This window comes from Acerihabitans sp. (assembly GCF_036398755.1).
Lineage (GTDB): Bacteria > Pseudomonadota > Gammaproteobacteria > Enterobacterales > Enterobacteriaceae > Acerihabitans.
Map to the genome: position 1 here is coordinate 1 of NZ_DASWOM010000006.1, position 13,515 is coordinate 13,515.

16 protein-coding genes are annotated in these 13,515 nt (G+C 55.0%); 10 read left to right on the forward strand and 6 right to left on the reverse strand.

Going from position 1 to position 13,515, the window contains the following annotated elements; translation table 11 throughout:
- The 3 genes from VGC33_RS00900 to rpiB form a co-directional block, all read right to left on the reverse strand.
- Positions 1 to 149, reverse strand: a 149-nt coding sequence (locus tag VGC33_RS00900) for a thiamine pyrophosphate-binding protein (protein ID WP_331118209.1), incomplete at its 3' end; no start/stop codon positions are given.
- Between the two features lie 18 nt (positions 150 to 167).
- Positions 168 to 1,118: a transaldolase gene (gene tal / locus VGC33_RS00905; protein ID WP_331118071.1), complete on the reverse strand. Its 951-nt coding sequence runs from the start codon at positions 1,116 to 1,118 to the stop codon at positions 168 to 170.
- 71 nt (positions 1,119 to 1,189) lie between these two features.
- Positions 1,190 to 1,642: a ribose 5-phosphate isomerase B gene (gene rpiB, locus VGC33_RS00910; protein ID WP_331118073.1), complete on the reverse strand. Its 453-nt coding sequence runs from the start codon at positions 1,640 to 1,642 to the stop codon at positions 1,190 to 1,192.
- A gap of 327 nt (positions 1,643 to 1,969) precedes the next feature.
- Between rpiB and VGC33_RS00915 the strand changes: the two genes are divergently transcribed.
- From VGC33_RS00915 to VGC33_RS00930, 4 genes are all read left to right on the forward strand, one after another.
- Positions 1,970 to 2,971, forward strand: a complete 1,002-nt coding sequence (locus VGC33_RS00915) for a dihydroxyacetone kinase subunit DhaK (RefSeq protein WP_331118211.1) — start codon at positions 1,970 to 1,972, stop codon at positions 2,969 to 2,971.
- A 3-nt stretch (positions 2,972 to 2,974) separates the two neighbouring features.
- The gene (gene dhaL, locus VGC33_RS00920; RefSeq protein ID WP_331118075.1) at positions 2,975 to 3,631 is read left to right on the forward strand and encodes a dihydroxyacetone kinase subunit DhaL; all 657 of its coding nucleotides are present in this window, start codon (positions 2,975 to 2,977) and stop codon (positions 3,629 to 3,631) included.
- 95 nt (positions 3,632 to 3,726) lie between these two features.
- Entirely contained in the window at positions 3,727 to 4,689 is a 963-nt protein-coding gene (locus VGC33_RS00925; RefSeq protein ID WP_331118077.1) for a sugar-binding transcriptional regulator, read from the forward strand.
- A gap of 197 nt (positions 4,690 to 4,886) precedes the next feature.
- Positions 4,887 to 5,321: an RcnB family protein gene (locus VGC33_RS00930; RefSeq protein WP_331118079.1), complete on the forward strand. Its 435-nt coding sequence runs from the start codon at positions 4,887 to 4,889 to the stop codon at positions 5,319 to 5,321.
- Between the two features lie 19 nt (positions 5,322 to 5,340).
- Here the strand turns inward: VGC33_RS00930 and VGC33_RS00935 are convergent, their stop codons facing one another.
- Positions 5,341 to 7,167 (reverse strand): methyl-accepting chemotaxis protein, encoded by a 1,827-nt coding sequence (locus VGC33_RS00935; protein ID WP_331118081.1) that lies wholly within the window; start codon positions 7,165 to 7,167, stop codon positions 5,341 to 5,343.
- 358 nt (positions 7,168 to 7,525) lie between these two features.
- On the opposite strand from VGC33_RS00935, the gene VGC33_RS00940 reads away from it, so the two are divergent.
- Positions 7,526 to 7,957 (forward strand): OsmC family protein, encoded by a 432-nt coding sequence (locus VGC33_RS00940; RefSeq protein WP_331118083.1) that lies wholly within the window; start codon positions 7,526 to 7,528, stop codon positions 7,955 to 7,957.
- A gap of 240 nt (positions 7,958 to 8,197) precedes the next feature.
- Positions 8,198 to 8,596, forward strand: coding sequence for a phosphate-starvation-inducible protein PsiE (gene psiE / locus VGC33_RS00945; protein ID WP_331118085.1), 399 nt, complete (start codon positions 8,198 to 8,200; stop codon positions 8,594 to 8,596).
- 106 nt (positions 8,597 to 8,702) lie between these two features.
- Here the strand turns inward: psiE and VGC33_RS00950 are convergent, their stop codons facing one another.
- Complete coding sequence (locus VGC33_RS00950) at positions 8,703 to 9,668, reverse strand: GlxA family transcriptional regulator (RefSeq protein ID WP_331118087.1); 966 nt, start codon at positions 9,666 to 9,668, stop codon at positions 8,703 to 8,705.
- Positions 9,669 to 9,804: 136 nt separating this feature from the next.
- Between VGC33_RS00950 and VGC33_RS00955 the strand changes: the two genes are divergently transcribed.
- The gene (locus tag VGC33_RS00955) at positions 9,805 to 10,446 is read left to right on the forward strand and encodes an HD domain-containing protein (RefSeq protein WP_331118089.1); all 642 of its coding nucleotides are present in this window, start codon (positions 9,805 to 9,807) and stop codon (positions 10,444 to 10,446) included.
- Between the two features lie 189 nt (positions 10,447 to 10,635).
- Here VGC33_RS00955 and VGC33_RS00960 read toward each other — a convergent pair whose 3' ends face one another.
- The gene (locus tag VGC33_RS00960; RefSeq protein WP_331118091.1) at positions 10,636 to 11,526 is read right to left on the reverse strand and encodes a LysR family transcriptional regulator; all 891 of its coding nucleotides are present in this window, start codon (positions 11,524 to 11,526) and stop codon (positions 10,636 to 10,638) included.
- 116 nt (positions 11,527 to 11,642) lie between these two features.
- Here VGC33_RS00960 and VGC33_RS00965 point away from each other — a divergent pair, with 116 nt between their 5' ends.
- The 3 genes from VGC33_RS00965 to VGC33_RS00975 all read left to right on the forward strand — a co-directional run bounded on the left by VGC33_RS00965 (position 11,643) and on the right by VGC33_RS00975 (position 13,495).
- The gene (locus VGC33_RS00965) at positions 11,643 to 12,470 is read left to right on the forward strand and encodes an SDR family oxidoreductase (protein WP_331118093.1); all 828 of its coding nucleotides are present in this window, start codon (positions 11,643 to 11,645) and stop codon (positions 12,468 to 12,470) included.
- 157 nt (positions 12,471 to 12,627) lie between these two features.
- Entirely contained in the window at positions 12,628 to 12,804 is a 177-nt protein-coding gene (locus VGC33_RS00970; RefSeq protein ID WP_331118095.1) for a DUF3606 domain-containing protein, read from the forward strand.
- Between the two features lie 145 nt (positions 12,805 to 12,949).
- On the forward strand, positions 12,950 to 13,495 hold the full coding sequence (locus tag VGC33_RS00975; protein WP_331118097.1) for a YfaZ family outer membrane protein: 546 nt from the start codon (positions 12,950 to 12,952) through the stop codon (positions 13,493 to 13,495).
- Positions 13,496 to 13,515 lie beyond the last annotated feature (20 nt).

The window sequence follows — 13,515 nt, forward strand, 5'->3', positions numbered from 1 at the left end:
GACGGGTTATGGTTAAGATAGTCGCGCCACAGCACTTCGGCGATGTCCGCCATGCCCATCGGGGCGCCGGGGTGGCCGGATTTGGCTTTTTGTACCGCGTCCATGCTCAGCGCGCGGATGGCGTTGGCCAGCTCTTTTCGGTTTATCATCATAGTGCTCCAGGGTCGTTACAGTCCCGCGGCCAGCATCGTTTCCAGCTTATGCTGGTCGACAGCAAACAGCCGGATGCCTTCCGCCAGTTTTTCCACCGCCATGGCGTCCTGATTGTGCTGCCAGCGGAATTCCGCTTCGGTCAACGGATCGGGATGGGGCAAACACCGGGTCGGAGGCGTCAGTTTTCGCGCAATCGGCGCGTCGTTTTTTTTCATTTGTTCCAGCAGCCCCGGCGCGATGGTCAGGCGATCGCATCCCGCCAGGGCCAATACCTGTTCCAACCGGCGAAAGCTGGCGCCCATGATGACCGTGGGGTAACGGTGCTCTTTATAATATTCATAAATCGCCCGGACCGATTTAACGCCGTTGTCCAGCTCCGCATCATAGACGGTGTCGGGCTGTCTGGCCTGATACCAGTCGTGGATGCGCCCAACGAAGGGAGAGATAAGGAATACGCCGGCTTCGGCGCAGGCGCGCGCCTGGGCAAAGGAAAACAGCAGCGTAAGGTTGCAGTTGATGTGTTCTTTTTCAAGCTCCTCGGCGGCTCTGATCCCTTCCCAGGTGGCCGCCAGTTTGATCAGGATTCTGGATTTATCGATTCCCTGTTCCTGATACAGCGCGATCAATTTCCGCGCTTTGGCGATGCACATGCCGCGGTCAAATGACAGGCGGGCGTCCACTTCTGTTGAAATCCGGCCGGGGACGATGTTCAGTATTTCCCCGCCGATGCTTACCGCCAGCTTATCGCAGGCGTTAAGCAGCCGGGTTTGCTGGGTTCCCCCTTGCCGGCGGGCATAATCCAGCGCGCCGTCAATCAGCGCCTGGTATTGGGGCAACGCGGCGGCTTTGAGGATTAACGAGGGGTTGGTGGTGGCGTCCTGCGGCTCGAATTGCCGGATGGATTCAATGTCGCCGCTGTCGGCGACCACCACGGTTAATTGCTTGAGTGCGTCTAACTGGTTCATTTTGTACTCCTTTCCCGGCTCTCCTGGCGGCGGGCCGGTATGATTTTTCGTGATGCGATAATGGGGCGAGCTTATTTGGCCGATTGTTGCTGTTCGTAATAATCAATCTTCGCTACTTTCGGCGCCGATCTGCCCCCATCAAACTCGGATTCCAACCAGGCCTCGATAATGCTTTTTGCCAGTTCGGGACCAATCACCCTCGCGCCCAGGGTAATGATCTGCGCATCGTTGCTTTTGCGCGCCCGCTGCGCCGAGTAGGTATCGTGGCACAGCGCGGCGCGGATCCCCGGCACCTTATTGGCCACGATACTCATGCCGATGCCGGTGCCGCAAAGCAGAATCCCGCGCTGATGTTTCTCTTTTTTTATGGCGCTCGCGACCTGGAATGCGACATCGGGATAGGTCTCTCCTTCTTGTCCCCCGGTGTAATCGGTGACGGAAATCTGACGATCCCGGAGAAAGGCGACCAGCACGTTTTTCAGTTCAATAGCGGCATCATCTGCCCCTATGGCAATGGTTGGCATAAAATACTCCTTAATGAAAATTTATAAGAATATAAACCCCTCAAGGGGGATCATTAAGTTAAGATAACCACAATTAAACATATGTTCAATACCTGTTCATTTATATTTTACAATGGGACCAGGTATTTAGTCGATATAGTGAGGTTAATCACATAATAAATGCCGTAATCTTGCCGGTTTTTGCTTTTGTAGGCGTTTTTTGAGCAAAATCACACTTTTAGCAGCGGTTTATCGGCAATATATCGCCTAGATGTGATTGTTCATATGTTTTGTTTGTATTCTTATGCTCAATCGGAGCATTCATATTCAGGTGAAGATGAGGTCATGATGAACAGGATTATTAACGACCCGGATCATGTGGTGGAAGATGCCATACAAGGATTCCTGAAAGCCTATCCGGAATTTTACACCGCGACTGAAAACCCACGCGTTCTGAAATATCCGCACGCGCCGCTCAAGGGCAAAGTGGGGATTGTTACCGGCGGCGGCAGCGGCCATGAACCGGCGTTTCTGGGTTATGTGGGCAAAAATCTTATTGATGCGGTGGCGATTGGCGAAATTTTTTCATCCCCGACCGCCGGCGCGTTCCTCGATGCGTTCAAATCCGCCGATGGCGGCGCCGGGGTAGCCTGCCTGTACGGCAACTACGCCGGCGATAACATGAACGTCAAAATGGCGATAAAAAAAGCCACCGCGGCGGGCATTCGGGTAAAAACCGTGGTGGCCAATGACGATGTGGCCTCCGCTCCCGCCAATGAAATTGAAAAACGACGCGGTGTGGCCGGTGAAATCCTGATGTGGAAGATAGGCGCGGCCGCGGCGGCGACGGGTTATGATCTGGACGCGGTGATTGCGGTGGCGCAAAAGGCCATTGACCAGTGCCGCTCAATCGGCACCGGCCTGAGTTCCTGCACCATCCCGGCCGTGGGCAAACCCAATTTCCATATTGAAAACGGCATGATGGAAATCGGCATCGGCCACCACGGCGAACCGGGGGTTGAGGTCTCGCCTGTTCTGTCCGCGTCCGACATGGCGCAGGCCATGCTGAATCTGGTCCTTAACGAACATTCCCTGGAGGCGGGCGATGAGGTGGCATTGCTGATTTCCGGTCTCGGCGGCACCCCGATAATGGAGCTTTATATCTATTACGCGGAAATTGAAAAACGTCTCAGCGCCCTGGGCGTCAGGATCCATCGCCGCTATGTGGGCAACTACTTCACCTCGCTGGAGATGATGGGTGTGACGTTAACGGTGATGAAACTGGACCAGGAATTAAAAACCTTAATCGATATACCGGCCCAATCTTTGGGTTTGACGCAAGTGGAGTAACTCATGGCAGAACAAATTTCAACCCAGTATGGTAGTGAGGTGGTGGCGGATCTGGTGGACGTAATAGTCGCCAACCGGGAATACCTCAGTGAAATCGACGGGGCAATCGGCGATGGCGATCATGGCATTAATATGTCCAAGGGGTTCTCCTTGTGCGGTAAGGCTATCGAAGGCCACCGGCTGACGTTCGCCCAGGCGTTTGACGCCCTTTCCGACGCGCTGATGGAAGGTATCGGCGGCTCCATGGGGCCTCTTTACGGTAGCCTGTTTATGGGTATGGCCGACAGCGCGCGCGATCGGCCGGCCCTGGATAAAAACGCCTTTTCAGCCATGCTGCGCGCCGGCCTGAGCGGGCTGCAGGATATCAGCAGCGCCGGCGTCGGTGATAAATGCATGATGGATACCCTGATCCCGGCGGTGGAACGTTTTGAACACGCGGTGGCGCAGGGTGAAAGTTTCAGCCAGGCGCTGGCGGGGATGAAAGAGGCCGCAGCGCGGGGCCGCGATTCCACCCACGATCTGGTGGCTAAAATCGGCCGGGCCAGCCGTTTGGGCGAGCGCTCGCGCGGCGTGCTGGATGCCGGGGCGGTATCTTGTTGCCTGCTGTTGACCCGGTTGGCAGATTCGGTGGAACGACGATTGGAAACCGTGACGGCATAGCCTGGGCGTAAGAGCGGGCTTGTGATTTTCTACTCCCTCTTTCACAATGGCGGGAGTTAGAACCTGCAGGCTTGCCATGAGGACATGGGTGACAGATGGAAAAACAAACGATATTCCAGGATAATGAACTGCTGACTGAAATTGCCGTTGCTTATTATCAAGATGAAATCACCCAGGAAGAGATAGCAAACAAATTCGGCATTTCGCGCATTAAAGTCGGTCGTTTGCTAAAGCGCGCCAAAGAAGAAGGCATTGTCGAAATTACCGTTCGTTATCATCCGGTATTCAGCTCCAGGCTTGAACAACAGATGAAGGAGCGTTTCGCCATCAGCCGGGCGCTGATTGCGCTGGATTACCAGGATGAAGATGAACAACGCCGCCAGGTGGCGGCCCTGGTGGCCAATTACCTGGCGCTGACGTTAAAAGACAGTATGGTGCTGGCGGTGGGACAAGGACGCAATGTCTCTGCCGTGGCCGATCATATCGGCCAGGTGCCGGACAAAAACTGTCGTTTTATCTGCGGGATCGGCGGCACGCATCGGCCCGGAGACGCGATCAATGCCGATCATATCAGCCGCCGGCTGGCCAGAAAATTCGGCGGCGTCAGCGAAACGCTCTATGCGCCGGCTTATGTTGAGAATCGTGCGCTTAAACAAGCGTTTATGCAGAACGGCACCATAAAAGAGACGCTTGACCGCGCCCGCAAAGCCGATATCGCCCTGGTGGGCATCGGGGACATGAATGAAAACAGCTATATGGTCAAGCTGGGCTGGTTTACGCCTCATGAGATTATCGACGCCAATCTCAATCAGGGCGTTATCGGCGATATTGCCGGTTACGATTTCTTCAACGCCCAGGGGATCCATGTGGAAACCGTGATGAGCGATCGGGTGATCGGCCTGAGCATCGAGGAACTGCGCAATATTCCCTGCGTGATTGCCATCGCCTCCGAGAATACCAAGGCGCTGGCGATTCTCGGCGCCTTACGCACCGGTGCCATCAATATCATCGCCACCAGCGCGCAGAATGTACGCACCATTCTCAATTTATCGCAGTAATCCCTACCGGCCGCGTCGATGTCCACCCGCGGGGTGGGTTTCGCCGCCGTCCCGCACCGGCGGCCGGTGCCGCCTCGATTAAATTTTACCGCTCCCGGCCTGGGTAGGGAACAACATCGCCCTATGTATTGTCTGTACTGTAAGTACTTTGATAAAAAACAGCATTTACAGCGGGAGATATGATGCGCAGGACTCACATGTTACTTTTTACGGCGGGACTGTTGGCCGGCGGTTTAAGTCTGGCTGGCCCCGTACAGGCGCAAGACGGTCAGGGAACCGCCGCGCCGCAACAGGAGCCGGCGCCCGCGCAGCAGGAAACGGCGCCATCGCAACAGGAAGCGGCACCGACGCAGCCAGGGCTTGCACCGCCCCAGTCCCAGGCCGCCACGCCTCCGTCTTACGATCTCGACAAGATTGTTATCGATGACAAAGAGCACCAAATCGGCGATACGGTACCGGCTAAATACCTGACCAAGCAGTATGAAATCGTCGAATGGCAAAAACGCCATTTGCCCGCTCCGCAAGACAACAGCCACTGGACCTATGCCAGCGGCAATTATCTGATGATTACCAATGATACCGGCAAGATCCTCAAAGCCGAGTCGGGCGACATCTTTTTCAGTAATAATTGATTTTCCCGCACGGCGGTTGCTATAAGCGGAAGCTGGAGACCAGTTTTTCCAGCACCGCCGACTGATCTTCCAGGCTGTTGGCGGCAATGGAGGATTCGGTCACCAGAGCGGCGTTCTGCTGGGTGGTGGTATCCAGCTCGCTAATGGCGCGGGCGATTTGTCCAATACCGTGGCTTTGCTCTTCCGAGGCGGAGGAAATCTCACCCATGATATCGTTGACCCGTGATACCGAGGCGACGATCTGCTCCATGGTATCCCCGGCCTGGGCCACCAGTTTGGTCCCTACGTCAATGCGCGAGACGGACTCGCCGATCAGTGCGGCGATCTCTTTCGCGGCCTGTGAACTGCGCTGCGACAGATTGCGCACTTCGCTGGCCACCACCGCGAATCCACGACCTTGCTCACCGGCGCGCGCCGCTTCCACCGCCGCGTTAAGCGCCAGGATATTGGTCTGAAAGGCAATACTGTTAATAACGGCGGTAATATCGGTGATTTTCTGCGAACTTGAAGAGATATCGCCCATGGTCGCGACGACATTTTTCATGACTTCACCTCCCTGATGGGCATTTTGCGTGGCTTCACCGGCAATCTGGCTGGCATGTTTGGCATTGTCGGCGTTATTTTTCACCGTCGAGGTCAGCTGTTCCATACTGGCGGCGGTTTGCACCACGGCGGCCGCCTGTTGTTCGGTGCGTGAGGAAAGGTCGGTATTGCCCAAGGCTATCTTGGCCGCCGACGAGGCTACGGTGTTTACGCTATCGCGCACATCGGAAATGATATGGCGCAGTTTGGCGTTCATGCGCGCCATGGCGGCGGTAAGCTGGCCCAGTTCATCATGGCTTTCGGGGGTTATCGAGGCGGTGAGATCGCCATTGGCGATGCGTTCGGCAACGGCCAGGTTGCCCAGGACCGGACGGGTGATCTGCCGGGTGATATACCATGACACCAAAATGCCGAAAACCACCGCCAGCAAACCGATGATAATGGTAATGCTAGACGAGTTGTAGGCCAGCGCATCATTTTTTTGCTTCACAATATTTATAATAACTTTAACCGCGGCGCTGCTTTTATCGCCGGCGGTCTTGACGTCATTTTCCGCACTATTTAAATCCTTGTAAACGGTATAATAAGTTTGGCTAGCATCCCTGTATTGGCCAAAGTAGCGCCAAAAAGCATCAAGAGCAGGTTTTTTTTCCGGCGAGAGACTGACTGCCAGGTCGTTATATTTTTTCTCGGCATCCGCATAGTTTTTTTGTATCAAGGACCAGGCGTCATCGGTTCCTTTTAATTGCAAATTGAATGTATTGTCCTTGATTAAAATAAAAGCCAATACAAAATCATTGAGCTGATTATCCATATCGGTGCCAAACGTTTGGTTCAGCAGCGCGGTTTTAAAAGGTCCGATTGCGTCCTGGTTCTGAAGTTCGTCCAGTTGGGCGCGGACAGCCACCATTTTTTTTGAAGAAACACCCATTTTTTCCAGCGATTTATTAAAATCCCCGAGATAGAGGGCAATATTATCCAGGCTTGCCATCGATTCTTTATCCCAGGACAACGCCTGGGCTTCGCGGGTGAGCCTGGTGGCGTCATCGATAAAGCCGGCCATGGTCTTACGCACCGCTTCGTCGGACGAATAAAGATATTTAATGCGGTTGACTTTAACCTGAAAAACATCAATGTTTATATTATAAATAAGATTGGTCTTTTCATAAATATCGCGTATTCCTTTAAATCGTTGCACGCTCCATCCGGATGCGATAACGACCAATAATAATACAATGCCAAAACCCAAAAAAAGTTTATGTGACACTTTGATGCCATTTGTTTTTTTTAGTAAACCGGTCATGTTTTTTTCCATATAAAATTTATACATACCAATAATGTAATGCGTAAGATAATTGTCTAGCCTAACTATCGGCAATTTTTCCTGCTTCTTTAGACTCTTTTAACCATGATGAGATCTCAGGCGGCAAAATGCCGGAATGCATTTATCCGGCTGATGCTTGCGCGAAAAAAATAAACCTGTGGCAGTCACCGGATCGTGCTGAATGCCGCGTAGGGGCATATAAAAAAATGGCGGCGTTCGCTGTGCATATGCCTGGATATAATAGGGCAATATTCTAAGGCAATATTCACATCAAACGCCCAACTCCGACAGGAGTAGCTATACTAAGGGCTGTTGCTGAACAACTCGGAGGATACAAATGACTATTCATAAACACGGGCAGGCACACTGGGAAGGCGATATCAAACAGGGTAAGGGCGCCATTTCCACGGAAAGCGGCGCGCTAAGCAGCCAGCCCTATGGCTTTAACACCCGTTTCGAAGGTAAACCCGGCACCAATCCCGAAGAACTTATCGCCGCCGCGCACTCGGCCTGTTTTTCCATGGCGCTGTCGCTGATGCTGGGCGAAAAAGGATACGTTCCCGAAAGTATTGACACCAAGGCCGATGTTTCGCTGGATAAAGTGGATGGCGGTTACGGCATTACCAAAATCGCCCTTGATAGCAGCGTGGTGTTGCCGGGGATTGATACACAGGCGTTCGACGCCATCATCAAACAGGCCAAAGAAAACTGCCCGGTGTCGAAGGTTCTTAAGGCTGAAATCACACTGACCTATCAACTGAAAAACTGAATCCACACCGCGTTATGACCCCCACCCCGCCTGTACGGGCGGGGCTTGCGTAACGGCGTGGCTGCTGTGCGCATTCTCTTCGGGATAAGGCGCAAACCGCACCGCACCGCCGCACCCGCCCCGTCATGTTGCCGCCTGAACGCAGGATTGTTAGTGCCTTATATAATGTGATGTGCATCACATAAATCGTGTTATGCTCATGGGCCTTTCCGACAGGAAACTATCACGATGAGGTAAGATATGATTACCGGTATGCGCATCGCATCCGTGCTGCAGATGATTTTGAATATCGGCTTGCTGTTCCTGGCGCTTATCCTGATAGTCTTTATGGGGAAGGAAACCTTTTTGCTGGCCAAGGTGCTGTTGGTGACCGGCGAACTGGCGTCTTACTACCAGTTGATTGAAGGCATTGTAATTTATTTCCTGTATTTTGAATTTATCGCTTTGATTGTGAAGTATTTTCAGTCCGGCTATCACTTTCCGCTGCGCTACTTTGTCTATATCGGCATCACCGCCATTATCCGCCTGATTATCGTTGATCATAAAGATCCGCAGGATACGCTGTATTATTCGGCCGCCATCCTGATCCTGGTGGTAACCCTGTGGCTGGTCAACAGTCACCGCCTGAAACGCGAATAACAGACCTGCCGGGCGGCGCCGCGGTATTTTCATTTTTTTGCCAAATAAGCGGAATGTAATAAAATTTTCGCTGCGGGCGCAGGTAAAACGGCTTTACCCGTGGGGTTTAATCAGAACCAGTATAATAACGGCGATATTCTGTCGGCGTGCTTTTCAGCTGCCGCAAAAAAGCGCGCCGCAGGATATCCACGCTGGAATAACCGCAGGCTACGGCGATTTCCTTTGGCGCCAGACGGGTGGACTCCAGCAGTCGGCGCGCTTTGTCCACCCGTTCCTGCTCCAGCCACTGCGCGGGCGTCACCGCCAGCGCCTCCTGGAATAGACGGGTAAAATGCCTGGTGCTGAGCTGCATATGGTCGGCCAGGGCTTTAACGTTTGTCACCTCATTGATATGGGCGATGGCCCAGCGCTGCATATCCTGCAGTGACGATCTGCCGGCCAGCGAAGCGCGGCCCTTGCGGCTGAAATGCCCTTGGCCGACCGGGCGTTTGAAAAACATCACCAGGTTGGCGGCAATCGCCATCGCCACCTCGCGGCCCAAATCCTCTTCCACCATTTTTAGCGCCAGGTCCAGCCCGGAAGTGACGCCCGCGGCGGTTCTGAGCGGGCCGTCGCAAATATAGATTTCATCGGCATTAACCCGCACATCGGGATAACGACGCGCCAATTCCCCGGACACCGCCCAGTGGGTGGTGACCCGGTAGCCATCCATCAATCCGGTGGCGGCCAGGATCAACGCACCGGTACACACCGATCCGTATCGTTGGCTTTGCCGGCAGCAGGCCGCCAGCGCCGCCAGGCTTTGCGCCCCGAGATTGAACCCGGTAGCCGCCGGCGAACCGGCCACCAGGAAACTGTCCAGCGATCCGGCAAGCGTATCCCGCAACGAGAGATCGGGGACGATTTTCACCCCCGATGATGTGGTGATGACCTGCTGATCAAGCCCCATGACCCGTGTACGGTAAACCATGCGCCCCAGAACGGCGTTAGCCTCGGCGAACACGTCCAGCGGCCCGGAAATATCGAGCATCTGCGCGCCGGGCAGGGCGAGACAGACTATTTCTTTAAGCATGGGACTCTCCAGGAGGGCAATTGAGCCTTGAGTGGCGTGGACCGACGTTTTGGCTCAAATAGTAGTAATATGACGATTGTTGACGGTAAGCATGAATGATTATTCTAAACGGGTCAATTAACCGGAGAGAATTATCATGACTTTCAGCATTAACGGCATTAGCGTTCCCGACAGCAAAATGGCGCGGGAAGCGACGGAACTGGTGCGGGATACTGAATCCGCCTTATTGTTTCATCACTCCAGCCGCACCTATTATTGGGGTGCGCTGGCCGGTCGGCAGCGCGGTGTCAGCGTCGATCGGGAACTGCTGTATATCGGCTGCCTGTTTCACGATATGGGCCTGACCCCTGGGCACTGCAGCTGCGATAAGCGTTTTGAAGTGGACGGCGCCAATGCGGCGCGTGATTTTCTTGGCCATTACGGTATCGGCCAACAGGATATCGATAAGGTCTGGACCGCCATCGCCCTGCATACCACGCCGGGGGTGCCGGAGTTTATGGCGCCGGAAATCGCCCTGGTCACCGCCGGCGTGGAGATGGATGTGCTGGGCATTAACTATGCGTCCTATTCTGATGACGTCCGGGAACGGGTGGTGGCCGAGCATCCGCGCACCCCGGCGTTTAAAGAGGATATTATCCAGGCGTTTTATGATGGCATCAAACACAAGCCGGACACCACCTTCGGCAATGTCAAAGCCAATGTGATAGCCGATAAGCAGCCCGATTTTATTCCCGGCAACTTTTGCGCCATTATCCGCGCGTCGCGCTGGAAAGGATAAAACGTCCGCGCCCAGGCGGCTTTGGTTAAGCGGGTTCAATCGGCAGCCTCATTTACCGCCGCCGGGCTGGGCCGGCGTGAGTTCGCCGAAGCTGGCGCCGACCGGCTCTTGGTCAACCGCGGGATGCGTTTGCCGATGTTAATTAAATCTATTCATTAATATTGGTTATACATAATGATTGTGCTTATTTTATCCAATTTCTTTTAACACATTGATAAATGCTCTTAGACCCGGGGGCACATGACGATTGCCGGGATAATACAAAAATAACCCGGGTATCGGCGGGCACCATTCCTCAAGCACCCGAACAAGCTTACGGTTGTCGATAAAAGGCTGCGCCACCGCCGCGGGCACATAGGCGATACCCAGCCCGCCGGCGGCGGCTTCCGCCATCAGTCCCAGGTGATTGAGGGTCAGGGCGCCGGGCACGTCCAGGGCTATCTCCTGGCCGTTGCGGGAAAACTCCCAGCGGTAGATTTTGCCGCTGGGCTGGCGCAGGCGGATGCAGTGGTGTTGTTTCAAGTCATCGGGGGTTTGCGGCGTACCGCGACCCGCCAGATAGGCGGGAGCGGCCACCGTGACAAACCGCACCTCGCCGCCAAAGCGCACGGCAATCATATCCTGGGCCAGCGCCTCGCCCAGGCGAATGCCGGCGTCAAAACCGCCGTCGACGATATCCACCAGCCGGTTTTCCGTCACCAAATCGAGGGCCATTTCCGGGTAACGCGCCAGGAACGTCGGCACCACCTGCGCCAGCAGCTGTCGGGCCGCCGGCTCGCTGGCGTTGATGCGTAATAAGCCGCTGGGCCGGTCGCGGAATTGGTTAATATCGTCCAACGCCAAATCCAGATCCCTGAGCAGCGGGCGCAGACGGGACACCAATCGCTCGCCGGCCTCGGTGGGCGCCACGCTGCGTGTGGTCCGGTTCAACAGACGCACGCCCATCTTCTGCTCCAGCGCCCGCATCATATGACTGAGGGTGGAGGCGGACAGGCCGAGCTCGTCCGCCGCCTGGCGAAAACTGCGATGGGCGACGATCGCGGCGAAAGCGGTTAAATCGGCTAAATCAGGTTTTTTCATTAGTGGGTATTTTTCACTACTTCATGCGACATTATACGGATAGTAGCATGGATCATCGAGCCTTATACTCAGTTGACGCGCCGCGGTGACGGCATCTTGACGATAAGGAACTGATTATGTCTAAAACATGGTTTATAACCGGCACGTCCTCGGGACTTGGCCGGGAACTGACGGAAAAACGCCTGGCCTGTGGCGATCGCGTCGCGGCAACCCTGCGCAAGACCGGCGCCCTGGACGATTTACGCGCCCGCTATGGCGATCGGCTGTGGGTCGCCCAGTTGGACGTGACCGATACGCGGGCGATACACCGCGTATTCGACCAGGTCGTTGCGCGCTGGGGGCGTATCGAGGTGGTGGTAAGCAACGCCGGTTATGCGGTGTTCGGCGCGGGCGAGGAGGCGAGCGACGATCAGATCCGTCATCAGATCGATACCAATCTTATCGGCTCGATCCAGATTATCCGCGCCGCCTTGCCCCACCTGCGCCGGCAGGGCGGCGGACGGATCCTGCAGATATCCTCGGAGGGCGGCCAGACCGCCTATCCCAATTTCAGCCTGTATCATGCCACTAAATGGGGTATAGAGGGGTTTGTCGAGGCGGTGGCCCAGGAAGTGGCGCCGTTTAATATCGAGTTTACCCTGGTGGAACCGGGGCCGGCGAAAACAGGCTTCGGCGGCGCGTTGATCGTCCCGACGCCGATGGCGGAGTATGACGCCACCCCGGCGGGGGATATGCGTCGCGCGCTGGCCGCTGAAGCCTTCCCGATCCTGGGCGACCCGGCAAAGATGGTACGGGAAATCATGGCCTGCGTGGAAATCAGCCCCGCTCCCCGGCGTCTGACGCTTGGCAGCCAGGCATATGAGCATCTCCACGCCGCGCTAACGCAGCGGCTGGCCGCGCTGGAGGCGCAAAAAGCCATTGCGCTGTCGACCGACTCGGATTAATAAAGTTACTGCGATCCTTTTCACGGTTTACAAATAAACCACGTTATTCCATCAAGGTCATGATCCAGCCCGAGAAGTTAAATAATCCCTGTTGCTAATAAATTATATAAATTTATAACTAATGTGGGGCTATTCCCATTATCAGGGACAAGACGAAATGAGTGAGCAAATTCATCTTCAAGAGCCAAAAGATAAAAATTTTATCAGCCTGCGGGAACCGTGGGAAGTGGAGTACTGGACGCAAACCCTGGGCGTCACCAAGCAAAAACTCTCCGCGGCCATCAGGGCGGTGGGCAATGGCGTGAAAGACGTTAAGGAACATTGCGGTAAATAATGCGGCGGCGGCGGGGTGGGGCAAGCCCGGTGGGCGCATGCTTCCAAAAATGAAACAATTCACATCATTACACTTTGCACCCTTTGCGTTAAACTTCCAGCGGTGGAATGTTTCCCGCCCATTTTGACGATTCAGGAAGAAGATAATGAAGACGTTTTTGATTGCTGGCGCCGCCGCCAGTCTGTTGTTTGCCGCCGCATCCGCCAGTGCTGTCAGCGTGACCGGTGAAGTCGGCGAGCATTATACCAACCTAGGCGTTGGTTTCGGCACCACTACGCCGGGCATTGCCGTCAGCGGCAACTGGGCGCACAACGATGACAATGGCGATGTTGCCGGCCTCGGCCTCGGTTACAATATTCCCCTCGGTCCGTTTATGGGCACCCTGGGCGGCAAGGGGCTGTACGTGGGGCCGAAGGACGGTGATGAAGGCTATGCCATAGCCGTGGGCGGCGGCCTGCAATTGCCGGTGGGCAGCCTGTTCAGCCTGTACGGCGATTATTATTATTCGCCGGATTCACTCTCCAGCGGCGTGGAAAACTACACCGAGGCCAATGCCGGTATCAGGCTGACCGCGATCCCGCTGGTGACCGTCAGCGTGGGTTATCGTTATATGGCGCTGGACGGCAAGGACGGCGACCGCGACAATATTGTGGCCGATGGGCCTTATATCGGCGGCGCCTTCAACTTCTGATTGGCGCCCGCCCGGTTCTG

Coding starts and splice junctions, on each gene's coding strand:
- VGC33_RS00955 (WP_331118089.1), top strand. CDS start 9,805: ATGACTTTCAGCATTAACGGCATTAGCGTTCCCGACAGCAAAATGGCG.
- rpiB (WP_331118073.1), bottom strand. CDS start 1,642: ATGCCAACCATTGCCATAGGGGCAGATGATGCCGCTATTGAACTGAAA.
- VGC33_RS00965 (WP_331118093.1), top strand. CDS start 11,643: ATGTCTAAAACATGGTTTATAACCGGCACGTCCTCGGGACTTGGCCGG.
- VGC33_RS00970 (WP_331118095.1), top strand. CDS start 12,628: ATGAGTGAGCAAATTCATCTTCAAGAGCCAAAAGATAAAAATTTTATC.
- VGC33_RS00960 (WP_331118091.1), bottom strand. CDS start 11,526: ATGAAAAAACCTGATTTAGCCGATTTAACCGCTTTCGCCGCGATCGTC.
- VGC33_RS00975 (WP_331118097.1), top strand. CDS start 12,950: ATGAAGACGTTTTTGATTGCTGGCGCCGCCGCCAGTCTGTTGTTTGCC.
- VGC33_RS00940 (WP_331118083.1), top strand. CDS start 7,526: ATGACTATTCATAAACACGGGCAGGCACACTGGGAAGGCGATATCAAA.
- VGC33_RS00935 (WP_331118081.1), bottom strand. CDS start 7,167: ATGACCGGTTTACTAAAAAAAACAAATGGCATCAAAGTGTCACATAAA.
- VGC33_RS00925 (WP_331118077.1), top strand. CDS start 3,727: ATGGAAAAACAAACGATATTCCAGGATAATGAACTGCTGACTGAAATT.
- dhaL (WP_331118075.1), top strand. CDS start 2,975: ATGGCAGAACAAATTTCAACCCAGTATGGTAGTGAGGTGGTGGCGGAT.
- VGC33_RS00915 (WP_331118211.1), top strand. CDS start 1,970: ATGAACAGGATTATTAACGACCCGGATCATGTGGTGGAAGATGCCATA.
- VGC33_RS00950 (WP_331118087.1), bottom strand. CDS start 9,668: ATGCTTAAAGAAATAGTCTGTCTCGCCCTGCCCGGCGCGCAGATGCTC.
- psiE (WP_331118085.1), top strand. CDS start 8,198: ATGATTACCGGTATGCGCATCGCATCCGTGCTGCAGATGATTTTGAAT.
- VGC33_RS00930 (WP_331118079.1), top strand. CDS start 4,887: ATGTTACTTTTTACGGCGGGACTGTTGGCCGGCGGTTTAAGTCTGGCT.
- tal (WP_331118071.1), bottom strand. CDS start 1,118: ATGAACCAGTTAGACGCACTCAAGCAATTAACCGTGGTGGTCGCCGAC.